The 22,036-nt window shown below is 37.5% G+C and carries 17 protein-coding genes; 13 read left to right on the top strand and 4 right to left on the bottom strand.

Going from position 1 to position 22,036, the window contains the following annotated elements:
* Positions 1-268 precede the first annotated feature (268 nt).
* Complete coding sequence (locus KO502_RS12655) at positions 269-628, bottom strand: hypothetical protein (RefSeq protein ID WP_216022923.1); 360 nt, start codon at positions 626-628, stop codon at positions 269-271.
* A gap of 196 nt (positions 629-824) precedes the next feature.
* Here KO502_RS12655 and KO502_RS12650 point away from each other — a divergent pair, with 196 nt between their 5' ends.
* Positions 825-2,564 (top strand): SufS family cysteine desulfurase, encoded by a 1,740-nt coding sequence (locus KO502_RS12650; protein ID WP_216022922.1) that lies wholly within the window; start codon positions 825-827, stop codon positions 2,562-2,564.
* A gap of 268 nt (positions 2,565-2,832) precedes the next feature.
* Here KO502_RS12650 and tcdA read toward each other — a convergent pair whose 3' ends face one another.
* A complete protein-coding gene (gene tcdA, locus KO502_RS12645) occupies positions 2,833-3,663 on the bottom strand; it encodes a tRNA cyclic N6-threonylcarbamoyladenosine(37) synthase TcdA (RefSeq protein ID WP_216022921.1) in 831 nt (276 codons plus the stop codon).
* 340 nt (positions 3,664-4,003) lie between these two features.
* Positions 4,004-5,290 (bottom strand): citrate synthase, encoded by a 1,287-nt coding sequence (locus KO502_RS12640; RefSeq protein WP_216022920.1) that lies wholly within the window; start codon positions 5,288-5,290, stop codon positions 4,004-4,006.
* 642 nt (positions 5,291-5,932) lie between these two features.
* Between KO502_RS12640 and sdhC the strand changes: the two genes are divergently transcribed.
* The 11 genes from sdhC to nadN all read left to right on the top strand — a co-directional run bounded on the left by sdhC (position 5,933) and on the right by nadN (position 20,620).
* The gene (sdhC, locus tag KO502_RS12635; RefSeq protein WP_216022919.1) at positions 5,933-6,307 is read left to right on the top strand and encodes a succinate dehydrogenase, cytochrome b556 subunit; all 375 of its coding nucleotides are present in this window, start codon (positions 5,933-5,935) and stop codon (positions 6,305-6,307) included.
* A complete protein-coding gene (sdhD, locus tag KO502_RS12630) occupies positions 6,301-6,648 on the top strand; it encodes a succinate dehydrogenase, hydrophobic membrane anchor protein (protein ID WP_216022918.1) in 348 nt (115 codons plus the stop codon). Before sdhC ends, sdhD begins: the two co-directional genes overlap by 7 nt.
* Entirely contained in the window at positions 6,649-8,418 is a 1,770-nt protein-coding gene (sdhA, locus tag KO502_RS12625; RefSeq protein ID WP_216022917.1) for a succinate dehydrogenase flavoprotein subunit, read from the top strand.
* Between the two features lie 23 nt (positions 8,419-8,441).
* Positions 8,442-9,152, top strand: coding sequence for a succinate dehydrogenase iron-sulfur subunit (locus KO502_RS12620; protein WP_216022926.1), 711 nt, complete (start codon positions 8,442-8,444; stop codon positions 9,150-9,152).
* A gap of 99 nt (positions 9,153-9,251) precedes the next feature.
* Positions 9,252-12,062: a 2-oxoglutarate dehydrogenase E1 component gene (locus KO502_RS12615; RefSeq protein ID WP_216022916.1), complete on the top strand. Its 2,811-nt coding sequence runs from the start codon at positions 9,252-9,254 to the stop codon at positions 12,060-12,062.
* A gap of 23 nt (positions 12,063-12,085) precedes the next feature.
* Positions 12,086-13,564, top strand: coding sequence for a 2-oxoglutarate dehydrogenase complex dihydrolipoyllysine-residue succinyltransferase (odhB, locus tag KO502_RS12610; protein WP_216022915.1), 1,479 nt, complete (start codon positions 12,086-12,088; stop codon positions 13,562-13,564).
* A gap of 332 nt (positions 13,565-13,896) precedes the next feature.
* Complete coding sequence (gene sucC / locus KO502_RS12605) at positions 13,897-15,063, top strand: ADP-forming succinate--CoA ligase subunit beta (RefSeq protein ID WP_216022914.1); 1,167 nt, start codon at positions 13,897-13,899, stop codon at positions 15,061-15,063.
* On the top strand, positions 15,063-15,935 hold the full coding sequence (gene sucD, locus KO502_RS12600) for a succinate--CoA ligase subunit alpha (RefSeq protein ID WP_216022913.1): 873 nt from the start codon (positions 15,063-15,065) through the stop codon (positions 15,933-15,935). Before sucC ends, sucD begins: the two co-directional genes overlap by 1 nt.
* 274 nt (positions 15,936-16,209) lie before the next feature.
* Positions 16,210-17,019 carry a DUF2971 domain-containing protein gene (locus KO502_RS12595; protein WP_216022912.1) on the top strand — a complete coding sequence of 270 codons (810 nt, stop codon included), beginning with the start codon at positions 16,210-16,212 and terminating at the stop codon, positions 17,017-17,019.
* Positions 17,020-17,917: 898 nt separating this feature from the next.
* A complete protein-coding gene (locus KO502_RS12590; RefSeq protein ID WP_216022911.1) occupies positions 17,918-18,514 on the top strand; it encodes a hypothetical protein in 597 nt (198 codons plus the stop codon).
* A 192-nt stretch (positions 18,515-18,706) separates the two neighbouring features.
* On the top strand, positions 18,707-20,620 hold the full coding sequence (nadN, locus tag KO502_RS12585; protein ID WP_216022910.1) for an NAD nucleotidase: 1,914 nt from the start codon (positions 18,707-18,709) through the stop codon (positions 20,618-20,620).
* A 148-nt stretch (positions 20,621-20,768) separates the two neighbouring features.
* Here the strand turns inward: nadN and trxC are convergent, their stop codons facing one another.
* A complete protein-coding gene (gene trxC / locus KO502_RS12580; protein WP_216022909.1) occupies positions 20,769-21,206 on the bottom strand; it encodes a thioredoxin TrxC in 438 nt (145 codons plus the stop codon).
* Positions 21,207-21,465: 259 nt separating this feature from the next.
* On the opposite strand from trxC, the gene KO502_RS12575 reads away from it, so the two are divergent.
* On the top strand, positions 21,466-21,900 hold the full coding sequence (locus KO502_RS12575) for a CBS domain-containing protein (RefSeq protein WP_216022908.1): 435 nt from the start codon (positions 21,466-21,468) through the stop codon (positions 21,898-21,900).
* Positions 21,901-22,036 lie beyond the last annotated feature (136 nt).

Here is a 22,036-nt window from a genome sequence, read left to right as displayed (position 1 = left end):
TAAATTTAACGATGTTAGTGTGCATCGAACAAGCTCCCAAGGGCGAGTTTAAAAGGCTTATATGCAGTGTTATTAATTTTGACAAGGGAACAACCATTCTCTTCAATCAATGCCTTGCCTCTAAGCCTTTTAATTCTCGCTGAGTGGGAAAGAACTTAATCAAATTGGTATTAGTCATTGGTAACTGAAGTAGCATTTAAGTAGGTTTTTTATAATGGCGTATGCTCTGGTCCAACTGTATGAATATATTGGTCTCGTAAGGAACAAGTTAATTAATATTTTTTATCAATGTCAGTTTATTAATAATACATTCTTTATTCATCATGGCGGTATTAAAATATTTTCGGTTAATGCCCACCTTGGTTACACTAAAGTATTTTAAAGAATTTTTAGTTTTTGTGAGGGTATGATCCTTTTTTGCTTTAGTGATTGGCCAATGAGTAAAGTGATTAATGTAAAGTGCTTTTTTAGCCGCAATTTGACATTTTATTTTTAGATTCTGTTTTGAACCCAACGCTAATCCATGGTCATAATTAGTTTTTTTAGTTTGAGGAGTTACAGATGTACTAGTTACTAATAAGTGTAAAAGTTTCTCTTTTAGCTGGTATAAATAGGACAGCAAACGCATATTCAATACCCTTTGTTAAGATTACTTATTAGTTATAGTTTACATTTTAATTTTTATCACCTAGCGATAAGCACTCTTTGTTTGAAAAGTGGCTTAGTTAGCAGCTCTTATTATATTAAGTAATTAAATTACTGAGGAAAAATACGTTATAATAAAATTGTTTTTTATTCTTAATTTTAAGTACAGAGCTCTTTATATGACTCCTTTTGATCCACAACTATTTCGTCAACAATTTCCATTACTCAATAACTATGAAAATATAGACACCGAATCAAAAGGAGATAAAAATCCACTTGTTTACTTCGATAATGCGGCAACAACGCAAAAGCCACAACAAGTAATCGACATTGCTAACCATTATTACCAAGTATTTAATGCCAATGTTCATAGAGCTTCACACCAGTTAAGTAGCCAAGCAACTATTGCTTTTGAAAATGCTCGTAATTTGACACAAAAATTTATTAATGCAAAAAGTGTAAAAGAGGTCATTTGGACCAAAGGAAGTACTGAAAGCATAAATGTTATCACCCAAAGCTTAGCAAGAAATATACTCAAACAAGGGGATGAAATAGCTATTTGTGCAAGTGAACATCACGCTAATATTGTGCCTTGGCAGATAGTTGCAAAGCAAACGGGTGCAATCATTAAGGTATTACCACTTAGCTCTTCAGGCCATATAGATCTGAAAGTTATAGATAAACTTATAAATAATAAAACTAAATTTGTTGCGTGTGCTCAAATATCTAATGTACTTGGCAAAATAAATCCAATTCAAACGGTTATTAATAAAGCTAAATCGGTAGGAGCTATTAGTATTATTGATGGCGCACAAACCGTTGCGCATGTGGCGGTAGATGTTCAAGCATTGGATTGCGACTTTTATGTTTTTTCAGCTCATAAAATGTATGGCCCAACGGGAGTTGGCGTACTTTATGGTAAACAAGCATTACTCGAAAGCATGCAGCCTTATCAAGGTGGCGGAGAAATGATTAAAAACGTCAGCTTTGAACAAGGAACCTCATATAATGAGTTACCCTTCAAGCTAGAAGCGGGTACGCCTAATATAGCGGGTGTTGTCGCTTTTGCTGAAACCCTTGAATTTATATGGCCTTTATTATCGGATATAGACCAAGGTTATAGTCGCTATGAAAAAAAATTAACACAATATTGTTATCAAGCATTAGTAACTATTGAGCAAGTAGAGTTTATTGTTGACGGTGTGCCAGATATCCCCGTGATTGCCTTTACTATAAACGGCCATCATAATCATGATATTGCTATTGCTCTCGATAGTTACGGCATTGCCATTCGCTCTGGTCATCATTGCGCTATGCCACTTATGAGTTACCTACATATAGATGGTTGTCTTAGAGTATCACTTGCCGCTTATAACACGTTTACAGAGGTAGACATCTTTATAACACACTTAAAATCTATTGTTAGTGAGTTTGAGCCTGAAGAAAACCACCTTGAAAATAGTCATGACGAAACTATAGCTGTTAACACTTCGCCTGAAGTAAAAGTCACCTCTGAGCCCAAAGCGGCAATGGATAGAATAATCGAACTGTTTGTTAATACCAAAAGTTGGGATAGCAGGCACCGAGAAATCATGTTGTTAAGTAGAGAATTACTGCGCTTAGATAAAACATTAAGAAGTGATGTAACACTTATTTCTGGCTGCGAAAGTAAGGCATGGTTATACGCAACGAGGAGTAATGACGGTACTTATAGCTTTACTGCAGATAGTGACGCAAAAATCATTAGGGGCTTATTAGTTATTGTTTTAGCCGCTTTTAATCATAAATCTTCGCAGCAAATACAAAGCGTGAATATTAATCAGTACTTCTCGACACTTGGGTTAATGCAACATTTGAGTCCATCACGTGGTAATGGTCTTATCGCTATTGTAGATAAAATAAAGACATTATCAGCATAGTATCGCCATCATGCTTGTTTCTATACTTGTTGAGTTGAAAAAGTGTGTAAATAATAAAGCAGGCTAAAATGACGACAAACTCGAACTTTAGAAATACTTTTTAAGTGCCTTTTAATTTAATTTTTAACTGATACTGAGGTAATTTATAGGGAGTAAATAGCCTTATAATCATAAAACCTTAAAAAAAGCGAATAAAATACAACCAAAAAATACTGTTTTTATCATTAAAGCCATTTATAAGCGTGATAATAAGTATTAACTATATTAATTACTTTTGATGTTTTTTTAGCAACTTATCGATGGCTCTACCAACTGCAAAAAAGGCAAAAGTTGCCGTTACATGTGTTGTTGCGCCAAAGCCAGTATGACAATCTAAGCGTGTTGCCCCCCCTCCGTTTGCATTACTGTCAGGCTTAGCCAAGCACACTTCACCTGCGTTATCATCTGCTGGGTAGCGTAACTGTTCAGTAGAAAAAACAGCATCTACCGAGAATTTACGCTTGTTAGCTTTTGCAACGTCAGCACGAGGGAAGTTAAACTCACGGCGTAATTGGTTTTTTACTTTGGCGAGTAGGGGATCTTGATAGGTTTTACTTAAATCAGTAATCGCTATTTTACTTGGATCAACTTGCCCACCTGCACCACCAATAGTAATAATAGGTAGCTTATAACGCTTACAAAACGCGATAATACGTGTTTTTATATCAACAGAGTCAATCGCATCAATTACGTAATCAAATGATTGGTTAGTATTAGAGTTTAGTAGTTCAGCTAAGTTATCTACCGTGACAAAATCTTCGATTATATTAACCTGGCAATCAGGGTTAATTTGCTTAATTCTATCGCTCATTACCTCCACTTTACTCATACCGACAGTCTCTGTTAACGCATGTATTTGACGGTTGATATTAGTGGTACAAATATCATCTAAGTCAATTAAAGTAATATTACCAACGCCATTACGAGCGAGCGCCTCAGCAACCCAAGAGCCAACACCACCAATGCCAATAACACAGAAGTTAGACTGCTTTAAAGTGTTCGCGCCATGCACGCCATATAAACGACTAATACCACCAAAACGTAAAGAATAATCAGACATAATATTTGTAAAAAAGGACTTTTTTTATAAAGAAGGAAAGGGTAATACCGTTATTATAACGACTAGTTATTGAGAGTGAAATCTAAATCACCCACCAAAACTGTAAAAAGCAACTTATTCCAGCGTTAAAATGGCAAAAATATATTTCTTTTATGAATAACAAGTATAATAGTTATTTATGAAATTTATGGCTATATTCTCATGTTTTAGATTGTTTTTTAGCCCTAAAATACTGCAGTTCTTCTAAATTTATCAAGTCATAGAGACAAAAAAAGACAGCCTAAACTGTCTTTTTCTTAATGATGTACTTAATTTAGTACATTAAAATAACATTAGATTGTTACTTATCGCTCAAAGGTACGAATTCACGGTTAACTTCACCAGTGTATTTTTGACGAGGACGACCAATTTTTTGACCTGGTTGAGATAACATCTCATCCCAGTGAGCAATCCAACCAACAGTACGAGACATTGCAAAGATTACAGTGAACATACTAGTAGGAATACCAATTGCTTTAAGAATAATACCTGAGTAGAAATCTACGTTAGGGTATAGTTTTCTTTGCACAAAGTAATCGTCTTCTAAAGCGACTTTTTCAAGTGCCATAGCTACGTCTAACAACGGATCGTTAATACCTAATTCAGCAAGAACTTCATGACAAGTTTCACGCATTACAGTAGCACGTGGATCGAAGTTCTTGTATACACGGTGACCAAAGCCCATAAGACGGAAAGAATCGTCTTTATCTTTAGCTTTTAATACGTATTCATCAACACGTGAAATATCACCAATTTCTTCAAGCATAGTTAAACATGCTTCGTTAGCACCGCCGTGAGCAGGGCCCCATAAAGAAGCAACACCAGCAGCAATACAGGCGTAAGGGTTAGCGCCAGAAGAACCTGCTAAACGGACTGTAGACGTTGAAGCGTTTTGTTCATGATCCGCATGTAATGTAAAGATTCTATCCATAGCTTTAGCTACAACAGGGCTTACTTTATATTCTTCAGCAGGAACAGAGAACATCATGTGTAAGAAGTTTTCTGCATAAGATAGGTCGTTACGTGGGAAAACGAACGGTTGACCAACACTGTATTTATAAGCCATAGCAGCGATTGTAGGCATTTTAGCTATTAGTCTGTGAGCACTACGTTTGCGTTGTGCAGGATCAGTAATATCTAAGTCACTGTGGTAGAAAGATGACATTGCACCTACAACACCACATAACATTGCCATAGGATGCGCATCAGGTAAGAAACCATGGAAGAAATGTACTAATTTTTCATGGACCATAGTGTGATTCGTGATCACTGATTTAAATTCATCGTACTGTTCTTTAGTTGGTGCGTCACCATTTAAAAGAATGTAACAAACTTCAAGGTAATCAGCTTGTTTAGCAAGATTATCAATAGCATAACCACGATGTTGTAAAACACCTTTGCCACCATCAATGAACGTAATAGACGACTCACATGAAGCTGTAGCTAAGAATCCAGGGTCATAAGTGAAATAGCCATGGCTACCTAAAGTTCTAATATCAATTACATCAGTACCAGCAGTACCTTTTAGAACTGGAAATTCACCAATTACTTTGCCATCGACACTTAAAGAGGCTTTTGATTCAGCCATAATATTTTTTCCCTATCAAGTATAATTTATAAATATGTACTAACCTCCACCTGAATACTTAATTCCCAGATTAAGCTAGGTGGATATTTGCGAGCTAATTATAGAGGACTAATTTTCTAGTAACTAATCTTAGCAAGCTAATTGTCAGTTATTGTGATTTTTCTTGTTTGCTTAGGTTTTTAAAACTAAGACATTCTAACTCAAAATGAATTTAAAATGTAAGAGCAATTATACTAAAGTTTCTTGAGGTATGAATAATTGATTAAAAAACAAACAATAAAACTTAACCTTTAACATTCGATAAATTGTAATTATATATTAACGACTATATAATCCATTTGTTCTGTAGCTTTTTCTATTAGTTTAAAGATTTACCTATATTTGTTTTTTAATTTATAGTTTTAATCATATTATAAAGTCTAACTAGAATCGGTTTATAAAGTTGGTTAGACTTGTGTGCGAACAGGTACACATAATAAAACTTGTGAAGGTTACCGTTCACTTTCGGGAACTGTTTTGTTTATATGCCTTTTGATTATATTGTTTGTTAATTTTAATTAAATATAAAGGCGAATGAATAAGGCTAGTTCATGAGTAACAATAATAAAAGTTGAAGGCTTTCGAGCTCTTTAGGCCATAATTGTGAAAAAACAACGTCCTGTAAACCTAGATTTAACTACAATAAAAATGCATCCTGCTGCTAATGCTTCTATTTTACACCGTGTTTCTGGTGTCATAATGGTTTTTGCTATTGGTATTTTATTGTTTACCCTTTCAACCTCACTTTCTTCTGCTGAAGGATTTGCACATATTCAAGAATGCCTTAACGGCTTATTCTTTAAGTTTATTATTTTTGGCTGTCTTTCTGCCTTAACGTTCCATTTATTAGCAGGTGTTCGTCACCTTTTGATGGACTTAGGTCATTTTGAAGAATTAGCTTCAGGTAATATAACAGCAAAATTAATCATAGTACTTTGGTTAGCAATATCAGCAGTTATAGGAGTTTGGTTATGGTAAACGTCGTCTCATCAGCAGGCCGAAATGGTGTGCATGATTTTATTCTATTAAGAGCTAGTGCTATTGTACTTGTACTTTACACATTACTAATTGCTGGCTTCTTCGTTATAACACCGACAGTTACTTTCGATGTATGGCAAGGTTTCTTTGCTTGTAATCTTGTTAAAGTAGCAACGATTATCGCTTTATTAGCGTTGTTAGTTCACGCTAAAATTGGTGTGTGGCAAGTGTTATCTGACTATGTAAAACCTGCTTTTTTACGCGGTTCATTACAAGTTATCTTTTCTGTTATTCTATTAGCCTACTTAGTGTTTGGCTCTTTAACTGTGTGGGGTGTATAAGTGAGCGTTCCAATTCGTGAATTTGACGCCATTGTAATTGGCGCAGGCGGTGCTGGTATGCGCGCTGCATTAGCTATTTCAGAATCAGGCAAATCATGTGCCTTGATTTCTAAAGTATTCCCAACACGTTCTCATACAGTATCTGCTCAAGGTGGTATCACCGTAGCATTGGGCAATGCCCATGAAGATCACTGGGAACAACACATGTACGATACGGTTAAGGGCTCTGATTATATCGGTGACCAAGACGCTATTGAATACATGTGTAAAACAGGTCCAGAATCTGTTATCGAATTAGAGAAAATGGGTTTACCTTTTTCTCGTACTGAAGAGGGCAAAATTTATCAACGTCCTTTCGGTGGTCAATCTAAAAACTTTGGTGGTGAACAAGCAGCGCGTACAGCCGCTGCAGCTGACCGTACTGGTCACGCGTTACTACATTGTTTATACCAACAGAATGTTAAAAACAAAACTAACGTATTTTCTGAATGGTATGCATTAGACCTAGTTAAAAATTCAGATGGCGCTGTTGTTGGTACAACTGCTATTTGTATTGAAACAGGCGAAATCGTTTACTTTAAAGCACGTGCAACTGTATTAGCTACAGGTGGCGCGGGTCGTATCTTTGCATCAACAACTAATGCCCACATTAACACAGGTGATGGTGTTGGTATGTCACTTCGTGCGGGTGTACAAATGCAAGATATGGAAATGTGGCAGTTCCACCCAACCGGTATTGCTGGTGCAGGTGTACTTGTTACTGAAGGTTGTCGTGGTGAAGGTGGTTACCTTCTTAATAAAGATGGCGAACGCTTCATGGAACGTTACGCACCAAATGCTAAAGATTTAGCCGGTCGTGATGTTGTTGCCCGTTCAATGATGACAGAAATACGTGAAGGTCGTGGTTGTGATCACCCTCAGTATGGTCCACATATTAAGCTTAAGCTTGATCATCTTGGTCGTGAAACATTATACAAGCGTTTACCAGGTGTTTGTGACTTATCTAAAACATTTGCCCACATTGATCCAGCTGACGAGCCAATTCCAGTTATTCCTACCTGTCACTACCAAATGGGTGGTGTACCTTGTAATGTTAACGGTCAAGCAATCAATATTGCTGCTGATGGTACTGAAACAATTGTTGACGGTTTATTTGCCGTTGGTGAAATTGCTTGTGTATCTGTACATGGTGCTAACCGTCTTGGCGGTAACTCATTACTTGATTTAGTGGTATTTGGTCGTGCAGCAGGTAACTTCTTAGGTACTTACTTAAATGATACCGAATTTGGTAAAGAAGCGTCTGAGTCTGATTTAGAAGCTGCGCTTGCTCGAACTCAACGTTGGGAAAACTCAACGGGTGGTGAAGATCCTGTACAAATTCGTAAAGATCTACAGCAATGTATGCAAATGAACTTCTCTGTATTCCGTGAAGGCGAAGCCATGGCGCAAGGCATGAAAGAGCTAACTGAAATACGTGAACGTTTACAAAATGCTTCGTTAAACGATAAGTCTTCTGAATTTAACACAGCACGTATTGAGTGTTTAGAATTAGATAACTTAATGGAAACGGCTTTCTGTTCTGCAAAAGCGGCTAACTTCCGTACAGAATCTCGTGGTGCTCATGCCCGTCAAGATTTCACGGAACGTGATGATGAAAACTGGTTATGTCACTCAATCTATTCTCCTGAGACAGAAGATATGTCTAAGCGTGATGTAAACATGAAACCCGTTCACCGTGAAGCTTTCCCACCGAAAGCACGTGTATACTAAGGAGCATTATTATGTCGAATAAAATGACCAAACAGTTATTCTCGATTTATCGTTATAACCCAGATGTAGATAATGCGCCATACATGAAAGACTACGAGTTAGAAATCCCTGCGGGCTCTGACTTAATGGTTCTTGACGCATTGATTCTTTTAAAAGAACAAGATTCAAGCTTATCTTTCCGTCGTTCATGTCGTGAAGGTGTTTGTGGTTCAGATGGTTTAAACATGAATGGCAAAAATGGTTTAGCTTGTATAACACCATTGTCAGAATTAAAAGCTAAAAAGATTGTATTACGTCCATTACCAGGTTTACCGGTAGTACGTGATTTAATTATTGATATGACTCAATTTTATCAACAATATGAGAAAATTAAGCCATACCTAATAAATGATGCACAGCCAGCGGCACGTGAAAACATTCAATCAATTGAAGAACGAGATAAGTTAGACGGTCTTTATGAGTGTATTTTATGTGCATGTTGTTCAACATCATGTCCATCATTTTGGTGGAACCCAGATAAATTCATCGGCCCAGCAGGCTTATTACATGCTTATCGCTTTTTAATTGATAGCCGTGATACTGCAACCGAAGAACGTTTAGATGATTTACAGGATGCTTATAGTGTTTTCCGTTGTCACGGAATCATGAACTGTGTTGACGTTTGTCCAAAAGGATTAAACCCAACCAAAGCAATTGGTCACATTAAGTCAATGTTATTGACTAGAGCTGTTTAATTTATCTGGCAGGGTATCGCTTTCATTTAGGTGAAATGATGTCCTGCTATTTTTAGTTAAGCAATTTTTGATTGCTCTTATCCCAACAAGGAACAGGCAATGCCAGAAGGTGCAATGAAGACTTGGTTAGAGTCTTCTCATTTTAGCGGTGGCAACACAGCTTATATTGAAGAATTATACGAATCGTATTTGGATAATGCCCACTCGGTTTCTGATGAGTGGCGTGAAATCTTCCAACAACTTCCTAAAGTTGAAGGTTCAGAGCTTGAGTATCGACATTCAGAAATTCGTGACGAATTTAGACAGCTTGCTAAGCAACCTGCTAAAACCGTTGTAATTTCAGGCGGTGGCGATGCAAAACAAGTTAAAGTACTTCAGCTTATTAACGCATTCCGTTTTCGTGGACATCAAAACGCTAATTTAGATCCGTTAGGGATTTGGCAGCGTGATAAAGTACGCGATCTACAACTTGCTCATCATGATTTATCAGAAAATGATTTTGATAAAGAATACAACGTTGGTTCATTTGCTATTGGGCAAGAATCAATGAAGTTAGGTGATTTATACAAAGCCTTAAGAAAAACATATTGTTCTTCTATAGGTGCTGAGTATATGCATATTACCGACACTGATGAGAAACGTTGGTTACAAAACCGTTTAGAGTCTGTTCAATCTAAAGCTGATTTCTCAGTGTCAGAAAAAGAAGAGATCTTAAAAGGTTTGATTGCTGCTGATGGTTTAGAACGTTACTTAGGGGCTAAATTCCCAGGTGCAAAACGTTTTTCACTTGAAGGTGGTGATGCCTTAGTTCCTATGTTGAAAGAGCTTATTACTCGTGCTGGTACCAATGGCGCGAAAGAAGTTGTTATCGGCATGGCTCACCGTGGTCGCTTAAACGTTTTAGTTAACGTTATGGGTAAAAACCCATCAAAATTATTTGATGAGTTTGGCGGTAAGCATGATGAGATTAAATCTTCTGGTGATGTTAAGTACCACCAAGGTTACTCTTCAGATTTTGTTACCCCAGGTGGTAATGTTCATTTAGCGTTGGCGTTTAACCCATCGCATTTGGAAATTGTTAACCCTGTGGTAATTGGTTCAGTACGCGCTCGTTTAGACCGTCGTAACAGTAGTCAAGGTGATTTAGTATTACCTATTACGATTCACGGTGACTCAGCAATAGCTGGTCAAGGTGTTGTACAAGAAACCTTTAACATGTCACAAGCAAATGCATTTAAAGTGGGCGGTACAATCCGTGTTGTAGTAAATAACCAAGTTGGCTTTACTACTTCTAATCAGCAAGACACTCGCTCAGGTGAATACTGTACTGATATCGCTAAAATGGTTCAGGCACCAATTCTTCATGTTAATGGTGATGATCCAGAAGCGGTTATCTTGGCAACACAAATTGCCCTTGATTACCGCAACGAGTTTAAACGTGATGTAGTGATTGATTTAGTTTGTTACCGTCGTCACGGTCACAACGAAGCTGATGAGCCAAGTGCAACTCAGCCGTTAATGTACAAAAAAGTTAAAAAACATCCTACGCCGCGTCAACTATATGCAGACCAACTTAATAACGAAGGTAGCGTAACTGCAGCGAAAGCTGAAGAGTTAACTAACTATTATCGTAAGTTATTAGATGAAGGTCAGTGTACAGTAGAGCAATGGCGTCCAATGACTTCACACTCAGTAGATTGGACTCCATACCTAGGACACGAATGGGATGCTGATTACGACAAAGAAATTTCAGTTGAAAAACTGAAAGAGCTTGCCGATAAAATCGTGACTATTCCTGAAGCTCATAAAGTACATAACCGTGTCAATAAAATTTACGATGATCGTAAAAAGATGGCCTCAGGTGAAAAGTTACTTGATTGGGGTATGGCTGAGAACTTAGCTTATGCATCAATTGTAGATTCAGGTGAGCGTGTTCGTATTACCGGACAAGATTCAGGTCGCGGTACTTTCTTCCATCGTCATGCTGTATTGCATAACCAAGAAGATGCCTCTAAATATGTACCACTTCAACATATTCGTGAAGGCCAAGGTCCATTTGATGTACATGATTCTGTATTATCAGAAGTGTCTGTACTTGCCTTTGAATATGGTTACACCACAGCTGAGCCTGCAGGCTTAACTATTTGGGAAGCACAATTTGGTGATTTTGCTAACTGTGCGCAAGTAGTTTTCGATCAATTCATTAGCTCTGGTGAGCAAAAATGGGGTCGTTTATGTGGCTTAACTATGTTGTTACCACATGGTTATGAAGGTCAAGGTCCGGAGCATTCATCTGCTCGTCTTGAGCGCTTCTTACAACTTTGTGCGGATCACAACATGCAAGTTTGTGTACCTTCTACACCTGCGCAAGTATTTAATATGTTGCGTCGTCAAGTTGTTCGTCCTATGCGTCGTCCACTTGTTGTTATGTCGCCTAAATCATTATTGCGTCACCCGTTAGCTGTTTCTTCAATGGAAGAGTTATCTACTGGTGTATTCCATAATGTTATTGGTGAAATTGATGACATCAAACCAGAAAACGTAGAACGTGTTGTTTTCTGTAGTGGTAAAGTATATTACGAGTTACTAGAACAACGTCGTAAAGAGGAACAAACTAACGTTGCCATTATTCGTATTGAGCAACTGTACCCGTTCCCAGAAGAAGAGCTAACAGCTGAGTTGGAGAAATACCAACATGTGAAGCAATTTGTATGGTGTCAAGAAGAGCCGCAAAACCAAGGTGCTTGGTATTGTTCTCAACATCATTTTAGATCAGTTATACCAGAAAATACTAACTTGACATATGCTGGCCGTAAGCCATCTGCAGCACCTGCTGTAGGTTATATGTCTGTCCATGTTAAAGAGCAACATGCGCTAGTCGATGACGCGCTTAATGTTGAAAAAGACTAGTTTTTGTGAAAGGAATATAAAAAATGACAACCGAAATTAAGGTTCCAGTTTTACCTGAATCTGTAGCTGATGCTACTGTTGCCACTTGGCATGTACAAGTTGGCGATAAAGTTACACGTGATCAAGTTTTAGTAGATATTGAAACTGATAAAGTAGTACTTGAAGTACCTGCAACGTCTGACGGTGTGATCACTGAGATCTCACAAGAAGAGGGTGCAACCGTATTAGGCTCACAAGTTATTGCAATTTTAGCGGAAGGCGAGGCAGAAGCAGCAGCTTCAACTGAAGCGCCAGCTCCTGCTGAAAAAGCATCATCTGATGCTGCAGCTAAAGTAATTGATATTGTAGTACCAGTACTACCTGAATCAGTAGCGGATGCAACTGTTGCTACTTGGCATGTTGCTGAAGGCGATAGCGTAACTGTTGACCAAAACTTAGTTGATATTGAAACTGATAAAGTAGTATTAGAAGTTGTAGCGCAAGAAAGCGGTGTGATTGGTAAAATCATCCATGCTGAAGGCGATACTGTACTAGGCGCACAAAAAATTGGTGAGCTTAACGCAGGTGCTACAGCAAGTGTTTCAGCAACTGCCGCACCAGTACAAGATGCAGTAAGCTCTGACGATTTAGCAAGCCCTTCAGTACGTCGCTTAATGACTGAAAAAGGTCTCACTGCTGCTGAAGTTACAGGCACAGGCAAAGGCGGTCGTATTTCTAAAGAAGATGTTGAAGCTGCCGCTAACAAGCCAAAAGCTGCACCAGCTCCTGCACCCGTTGCAGCAGCTAGCCAAGAATTAGGTGAACGTAGCCAAAAACGTGTACCTATGACACGCTTACGTAAAACAATTGCAACGCGTTTATTAGAAGCTAAAAACTCTACGGCAATGTTAACTACCTTTAACGAAGTTAACATGAAACCAATCATGGATTTACGTGCTCAATATAAAGATTTATTTGAGAAAACGCATGATACACGTTTAGGCTTTATGTCTTTCTACGTTAAAGCTGTGACAGAAGCGCTTAAACGCTTCCCTGCAGTAAACGCTTCAATTGATGGCGATGATATTGTTTACCACAACTTCTTCGATATCTCTATTGCTGTTTCTACGCCACGCGGTTTAGTTACTCCAGTATTACGTGATACAGACCAATTAAGCATGGCGGGTGTTGAAAACGGTATTCGTGATTTAGCAATTAAAGGTCGTGACGGTAAGTTGTCTATGGCTGATATGACTGGCGGTAACTTCACTATCACTAACGGTGGTGTGTTTGGTTCATTATTATCAACGCCAATCCTGAACTTGCCTCAAGCAGCAATCTTAGGTATGCATAAAATACAAGACCGCCCAATGGCAGTTGACGGTAAAGTAGAAATTTTACCAATGATGTATTTAGCATTATCTTACGATCATCGTTTAATTGATGGCAAAGAGTCTGTAGGTTTCTTAGTAACAATTAAAGAATTGTTGGAAGATCCTACACGTCTTTTACTTGACGTATAATTGTTATAGGTAATAGCCTTAAGGTGCACACTACTAACAATATGTTGTTTATACACTATTGTATAATGTAAAGCTTAAGCGCTAAGTTACTCATTTAAAAACCTCAATTGTAATATTGAGGTTTTTTTGTTTTACACGATAAATATCTTTAAACTATTTGTATTGTGAATAGCAAGTATATTAAATACTAATAACTATAAAACCTACCGTACGCACCTCTTTTGTACTATACTGCAGACGCTTTTTTATTGGTAACCTTGGTACTTTCACACAGATATTTATGAGAGACATAGGGTTGCTGCCACAATTTTCAGATAAATGGATAAAACACCATGAATTTGCATGAATATCAAGCGAAACAATTATTCGCTGAATATGGTTTACCAGCATCAAGAGGTTTCGCTTGCGATACACCTGATGAAGCTGCTGAAGCTGCCGACAAACTTGGCGGTAACGTATGGGTTGTTAAAACTCAAGTACACGCTGGTGGTCGCGGTAAAGCGGGCGGTGTAGCTGTTGTTAAAACGAAAGAAGAAATCAAAGCATTCGCTCAAAAATGGTTAGGTCAAAACTTAGTGACTTACCAAACTGATGAGAATGGTCAACCGGTTTCAAAAATCTTAGTAGAAGACGCATGTGACATTGCTAACGAATTATACCTTGGCGCAGTTGTAGACCGTGGTACTCGTAAAGTTGTTTTCATGGCATCTACTGAAGGTGGTGTTGATATCGAGAAGATTGCTGAAGAAACTCCTGAGTTAATTCACAAAGCTGAAATCGATCCACTAGTTGGCGCACAAGCGTACCAAGGTCGTGAGTTAGGCTTTAAGTTAGGTTTAAACCCTACACAAATGAAACAATTCGTTAAAATCTTTTTAGGTTTAGCGAAAATGTTCGAAGATTTCGATTTCGCATTATTAGAAATCAACCCACTAGTTATTACTGGCGAAGGCGATTTAATCTGTCTTGACGGTAAAATTGGTGTAGATGGTAACGCTTTATACCGTCAACCTAAAATCCGTGAAATGCACGATCCATCTCAAGAAGATGCACGTGAAGCTCATGCAGCAAGCTTTGAACTTAACTACGTAGCATTAGACGGAAACGTTGGTTGTATGGTTAACGGTGCCGGCCTAGCAATGGGTACAATGGATATCGTAAACTTACACGGCGGCAAGCCAGCTAACTTCCTAGATGTTGGTGGTGGTGCTACGAAAGAACGTGTTGCTGAAGCATTCAAAATTATCCTTTCAGATGACAACGTTTCTGCAGTATTAGTTAACATTTTCGGTGGTATCGTACGTTGTGACATGATCGCTGAAGGTATTATCGCTGCGGTTAAAGAAGTAGGCGTTAAAGTTCCTGTTGTTGTACGTTTAGAAGGTACTAACGCAGAAGCAGGCCGTGAAGTATTAGCAAGCTCTGATGTTAACATCATCGCTGCTGAATCATTAACTGATGCAGCACAAAAAGTTGTTGCAGCTGCGGAGGGCAAATAATGTCTGTATTAATTAACAAAGATACTAAAGTAATCTGTCAAGGTTTTACTGGCGGTCAAGGTACTTTCCACTCTGAGCAAGCAATTGCTTACGGTACGCAAATGGTTGGTGGTGTATCACCAGGCAAAGGCGGTCAAGAACACTTAGGTTTACCAGTATTCAACACAGTTCGTGAAGCTGTTGAAGCAACTGGCGCAACTGCTACAGTGATCTACGTACCAGCACCATTTTGTAAAGATGCTATCTTAGAAGCTATCGACGCAGGTATTGAGCTTATCGTTACTATCACTGAAGGTATCCCAACTTTAGATATGGTTGACGTTAAAGTTAAGCTTGAGCAAACTGGCGTTCGCATGATTGGTCCTAACTGTCCAGGTGTTATCACGCCGGGCGAGACTAAAATTGGTATCATGCCAGGTCACATCCATTTACCAGGTAAAGTTGGTATTGTTTCACGCTCTGGTACATTAACGTACGAAGCAGTTAAACAAACTACTGATGCTGGTTTTGGCCAATCTACTTGTGTAGGTATTGGTGGTGATCCTATCCCAGGTACTAACTTCATCGACGTTTTAGAAATGTTCCAAAACGATCCACAAACTGAAGCAATCGTAATGATTGGTGAAATTGGTGGTACTGCTGAAGAAGAAGCGGCTGAATACATCAAAGCTAATGTTACTAAACCTGTTGTTTCTTACATTGCTGGTGTTACTGCACCTGCTGGTAAGCGTATGGGTCACGCTGGTGCGATTATCGCCGGTGGTAAAGGTACAGCTGATGAGAAATTCGCAGCATTAGAAGCGGCAGGTGTTAAAACTGTACGTTCTTTAGCTGAGATTGGCTCTGCACTTAAAGAGAAAACAGGTTGGTAATCAGCTTTTGATTGCAAACTGAGTTCTTAATAAAAACCCGCGTTCTTGAAAGATAACGCGGGTTTTTTTATGGGGGAGTTTTAATGATATCAGTAACCGAGTTGTTTAAACGAATAACTTATTCATATATTGCGTAAATATTAAGTTATTGAAATCTGGTTAGTTACACAGTAAATTAGATGTAATTAAATAAAGCTAGACTAAGTTAAAAGTGTGGAAATATCGCAATTATTTGGTTTATTAAATTATTACTACTTCTTCTATAGGCTCATTTATGATTGGACATTCTAAACCTGGGGACTTTTTGTGTCATTACACGACTATAGATAAAGCTATTCAAATAATTGAAAGTGGTCAAATTTGGCTTAGTCCTATGAAAGGTGTAAATGATCCAAAGGAGTTCTCTAACTGGAAATTGAATTGCAGGTTCAGTGATAGAGAACCAAAATTTAAAGAGTGGCAAGAAATTAGCTCAGCTATCAGTGATAAGTGTAAAACAATAGCAAAACTATCTTGTTTTTCAATGGATACTGTGAGTGAACATGATTCTGGCTTTCAACGTTACGTTGATATGGGATGTATTGGCCGTGGCTTTGCAAACTCTCCTATGTGGCACTTTTATGGAGACGGGCACAATGGTTGTTGTCTTATGTTTAAAAAAGATATGATCATTAGTGAGCTAATGAAACAGGCTCGTGACTTACAATATATTTCCGGTAATGTTGAATACATCGATGAGCTTTTAGCGAGAGATATAGCAAATGATGCTTATTGCTTTGATCTTGCTAAATTTGATTTACTTGGTGTTAATAAATATAGTTTTGAGTTTTTAACTGAAAGAGTGAGAGATATATATTTTAAAAAGCAAAGAGTTTGGAGTTATGAAAACGAATTTAGAATTATGGTTCTATCAGAAAATGACAAACCGTTTAAATTAAGGTTTAATAACTCTCTAGTAAATATTTTCTTCGGTGTTAACTCCAGCCAAGAAAATCAGAAAAAGATTAAGGATAAGGTTAAGGGAATGAGTGTTGGGTGTTCTGAACTATTCTTCAAGAATCAAAGTATTCAAGTAAAAGTATAATGATAAAAATAGAATTAATGAGGCCAGATCGCATTTTAATAATTTATTTGGTTTGTTTAGGTATGTTTTTTAGAGCTGTCGCTGTGGCGACGACACCCAAAGGGGGCTAAACGCCGAGCCCCCTTTGGACTCCCTCGGCGCTGCTAATCAAGTGTAATCCTCCGTGATAAGTCATATTATTCGACGTAACAGTAATGAAGGCACATCCATGTGCCACATACCTTTGCCATCATCCTGATGGCAATACGTGAATATGACTTTTCATGGCACTTGATTCAAGCAGACTTGGTGTGCGTTGCTAGGTTGGATGATTAAATTAACATAAGTCCGTCATTCCCGAGTTCTTTTGTCGGGAATCCAGTTCACTAAGGTTTGGTTTCTCGACTAAGACACCACGAGGATGACGGTTGTTAGTTGGGCAAAACAGTCCAAAACACGCTAATTCCCTATCTCAGCAATGAAATGACAAACGAACAACGGTAGGCTTCGACCCGAGACAGGACGTCGATGGTTGCCGTTGTTTATGGACGATAAATCGGCAGAGTTCGTGGACTACGCTAGTTTGTTATTGAATGCTCTGCTGAGTTGGGACTCCGTGGGAGCCGGAGCCAAAGGTAAGAGTGGAGGCGGTGTCTTTTCTTCTTGGGTGCTGTCGCCACCGTGACGCCAAGCAGAGTCGCATATTCCAAAAGTTTGAATGTAAAAGTTATTACCATGACATGCCTGGTATATCTTATCGAAAACTTATATTCATAATATCAATTACTTAGTCAGTGATTTGATAGCCAGTTACAAACTTTATACTTCCTTTTATTGTTAGGTATATTTACATTATGTTAACTTATTGTTTGTATAAATTAATGCTCACTCAAATATTTTTCAATTAAAAGGATTAATGATGAATAAACTAACAGGCGTTTTCTTTGTTATAACTACGAGTCTCTCTACGCTTTTATTGAATGCTAGCGCCCATGCAGAAGAGGCGTTAACCAAGCCTTTTGTTAAACAGTACGCACAAACGGCTCAACAAATAAATAAGTTAATTAAAATGTCCCCAGGGGCTGAAGAGCAGTTTTCAGATCTTATGCTAAAAGATAGAGCTGAGGCTTTATCGCGGATTAAATCATTACCTAATTATGAAAAATTTAAGTCAATTATTACAAAAAATGGTTTTCAAGGAACGGAAGATTATATAGATACAAGTTTACGTTTAATGGGAGCTGCCGCTGCATCTAAAATGAAAGAAATGCCTGATGGGGTGACCATTGATGATTTTGCTAATAGTTTAAAAAATCAATTAGACCAATTTAAGAAAAAAGACTTACCGCCAGAAGCTTTAAAGGAATTAGAATCTCAATTTAAAGAACAACTTAATAGCATTAATAGAGTTAAAACCATGGCTGAAAATGCTTCTGAAGCCGATGTTGATTTTATGACTGAAAATAAAGTATGGGTGGAACAGTTAATGCCTGCAGCAGAAGAGACTCCTTTATAACTTTAACTATAGCAATTACCCGTCGTCGTTTATAAGGTGTAAAACATACAAATAGATTGTTTTTACACCTTAACTTCAAACCGTCATAAAACCATAAAATTTATGTCTTTTATTATTCAATTATTTGTCACATTTATTTTGTAACTTGTTAATTAATTCAACTTACTTCAATTAACAATACAGAGTACCAAAATGAAAAATTTCAAATTAACCAGTTTAGCGTTAGTCATTTCAGCTGCATTAGTAGGCTGTGATAGTGATGATATTAAAGAAGCGCTTGATATTGACAATGAGCCGTTAGAATTAACCATCTTACATATGAACGATCATCATTCTCATATTGCAGCAGAAGATTTTGGTTTTGATGTGTCAGGTTTATCTTTAGATACAAAAACAGAAGATGGCGCAAGTATTGAAGAAGTTAACGTAACTTATGGTGGTTTTCCTATGATGGTTAGCTTGTTTGACAAGTTAGCTAGTGAAAACGCTAATGTTTTAAAGTTACATTCAGGTGATGCTATTACCGGTACGCTTTATTATTCATTATTTAATGGTGAAGCTGATGCTGCGGTAATGAACGAAATTTGTTTCGATGCTTTCGCGCTAGGTAATCATGAGTTTGACGATGGCGATACAGGTTTAGCTAACTTTTTAGATGCGCTTAATTCAACCGATTGTAATACCCCAACGTTAGCGGCTAACGTTGTACCTGCAACGGATTCTGCAATCGCTGACGGTTACATTGAACCTTATACCATTATCGAACGTGATGGCCAAAAAATTGGTATTATCGGTATCGATATTGCCAGTAAAACTAAAAACTCTTCAAGCCCAGATAAAGAAACACAGTTTTTAGATGAAACTACCACAGCACAAACAAATATTGATTTATTAAGAGCGCAGGGCATTAATAAAATTATTTTAATGACCCATTACCAGTACGAGAATGACTTAAAACTAGCTGCAGCGTTAAACGGTGTTGATGTTATTGTTGGTGGTGATTCTCATACACTATTAGGCGATAGCTCATTTAACGATTTAGGCTTTAACCCTGTTGCAGAATATCCAACACAAGTTGTGAACGCTGATAATGACCCTGTGTGTGTTGTTCAAGCATGGGAATATGCGCATATTATGGGTGAGTTAAAGGTAAGTTTTGACAAAGACGGTGTAGTAACACAATGTGCTGGTCAACCTTATATGCCAATTATGGCTGATTTTGAATATGAATACAGTGACAGTGAAGATAAAATGTTAACTGATGCAGATAAAACAGCTGTTACTACTGCGTTAACAACTCATTCAGAAGTTGTTGTTACAACACCAGATACAGCAACAGCAACGTTATTAAGTGGTTTTGATGAGCAAGTTGATGTATTAAAAGAAACAGTTATCGGCTCAAGTGTTGATGATTTATGTTTAGTACGTTTTCCTGGTGAATCACGCTCAAGTATTTGTGATAAGTCAGAAACTTATGAGCATGGTAGCGATATTTCAAATATTGTTGCTAAAGCGTTCTTAATGGTAACGCCAACGGCTGATATTGCTATTCAAAACGGTGGTGGTGTTCGTGTTGATGTTGTTGCGCAAGATTACACTATTGCCGACGCTTTCACCTTATTACCATTTTCAAATACTCTAGTTACCTTAGAATTAACAGGTCAACAAGTTATTGATGTGCTAGAAGATGCCTTAGATGCGGGTCTTAATCCTGATGGCTCTACTGGTGCTTATCCATACGCATCAGGTTTACGTTTTGACGTAGATGCATCACAAGATAAAGGCAGTCGTATTAGTAATGTTGAAGTGAACTCCCAAGTTGCTACTACATGGACAGATATCAACTTAACGACAACATATACTATTGCAACGAATGACTTTATTGCATCAGGCCAAGACGGTTATGATACTTTTGGTGTAGTTTACGACCAAGGTAAGTTTGTTAATACTTATACTGAGTATGCGCAAGGTTTTATTGATTACGTTAATGCCTTAACAGCTAACAACGAAACGCTGCAAAAGTTACCTGTTGCTGAATACTCAACTAAATCTTACATAGACCCTACTGGTTGTGATCACAGCACAGTAACAACGTGTGCAGACTAAAGTTAAAGCGTTAGTTCATAAACAATAACCTTTACTAAACATATAAAAAAGGCCTTAACAATATTCTAATAATATTTGTTAAGGCCTTTTTATTTGAACCCGGTTTAAGATGTTTTAATCTATTAAACCGATCTCAGGTTACTTAAACTCAGGTATTCTTCATTTTCTGTACACACTGAACAAGCCATTGCTTCATTTGCATTTCATTTAGCCCACCAGAAACTCTATCTACTTCTTCTCCTTGATGAAAAAACACTAAAGTAGGTAAACTGCGAATATTAGCATCAGCTGCAATTTGTTGTACTTGTTCAGTATTTACTTTGGCGAAAAGCAAAGTAGGAGATGATTCTGCAACCTTGTTATAAATAGGCGCCATATTTTGACAAGGACCACACCAACTAGCCCAAAAATCGACAATAACAGGTAAGGTATTTCGTTCAATAAAAGGGTAAAAGGTGTTGTTGCCTAAAGCTACAGGTGTAGACGAATAAACCGCTTGCTGGCATTTGCCACACTTGCCATTATTATAATCTTTATCGTCTGGTATGCGGTTGGTAGTAAAGCAGTTTGCACAAACTATATTCATAATGTTCCACGTATTTAAGCTGAAGTTAAAAAAGAAGTTAGTAAACTATTTATTGTACTTGAATAGTTAAAAAATCTAAATTTCAAGAACAAGAGAATAAAGTAAATAAGCTGAATATAGGTTAAATATCATCAAAATTGGTTTTTTGTTAAAGGCTTACCTACAATTATTATGTTCAAGTATAGCGCTGCAAACGAATAATCAAGATAACAACAAAAACTAAACGATGAATTAGTTGACTAACCAGTTAAGGGTGAACATGGAAACACTACAAGTAAAAAATTATATGAATAACTATCCTGTTACGTTTACCGAGAAAATGTCGGTAGAAGAAGCGTCTTTACGCTTTTTAAAAACAAAACAAATTGGTGGGCCTGTGATAGACGAAAACTATAAGTTATTAGGTTTTATTTCAGAACGTGATGTATTAAAAAAGATGCTAGATACCTTATACTTTAATGAAAATGTCGCCTTTATTAAAGATATTATGCGCAAAGATGTTTTATCAGTAAAACCATACGACAGCATTATAGAGCTTGGTCAGAATATGCTAAACAACAAACCGAAGGTCTACCCCGTTATTGATGATTCAGGTAATTTACTAGGCACAATTTGTCGTAATGAAGTACTGGAAGCTTGTTATCAATACGCACAGCAAAGAGGCAACATTGAGAAAGTACAAGCGTCTTATTAATTAATACCTAAAATTGTTACAAGCTTATACCAATCTGATTAAATTTCTTCCCAACTCAGAGCTATGTTCGATGTGCAATAACAAGGCGAATTTGTTTAGGTCTAGTCATTCTAAATCAAATAAATTTAACGATGTT

This window comes from Colwellia sp. E2M01 (genome assembly GCF_018860585.1).
Taxonomy (GTDB): domain Bacteria; phylum Pseudomonadota; class Gammaproteobacteria; order Enterobacterales; family Alteromonadaceae; genus Colwellia.
Note: the sequence above shows the minus strand (reverse complement) of the source record. Positions and strands in the feature narration are given on the sequence as shown.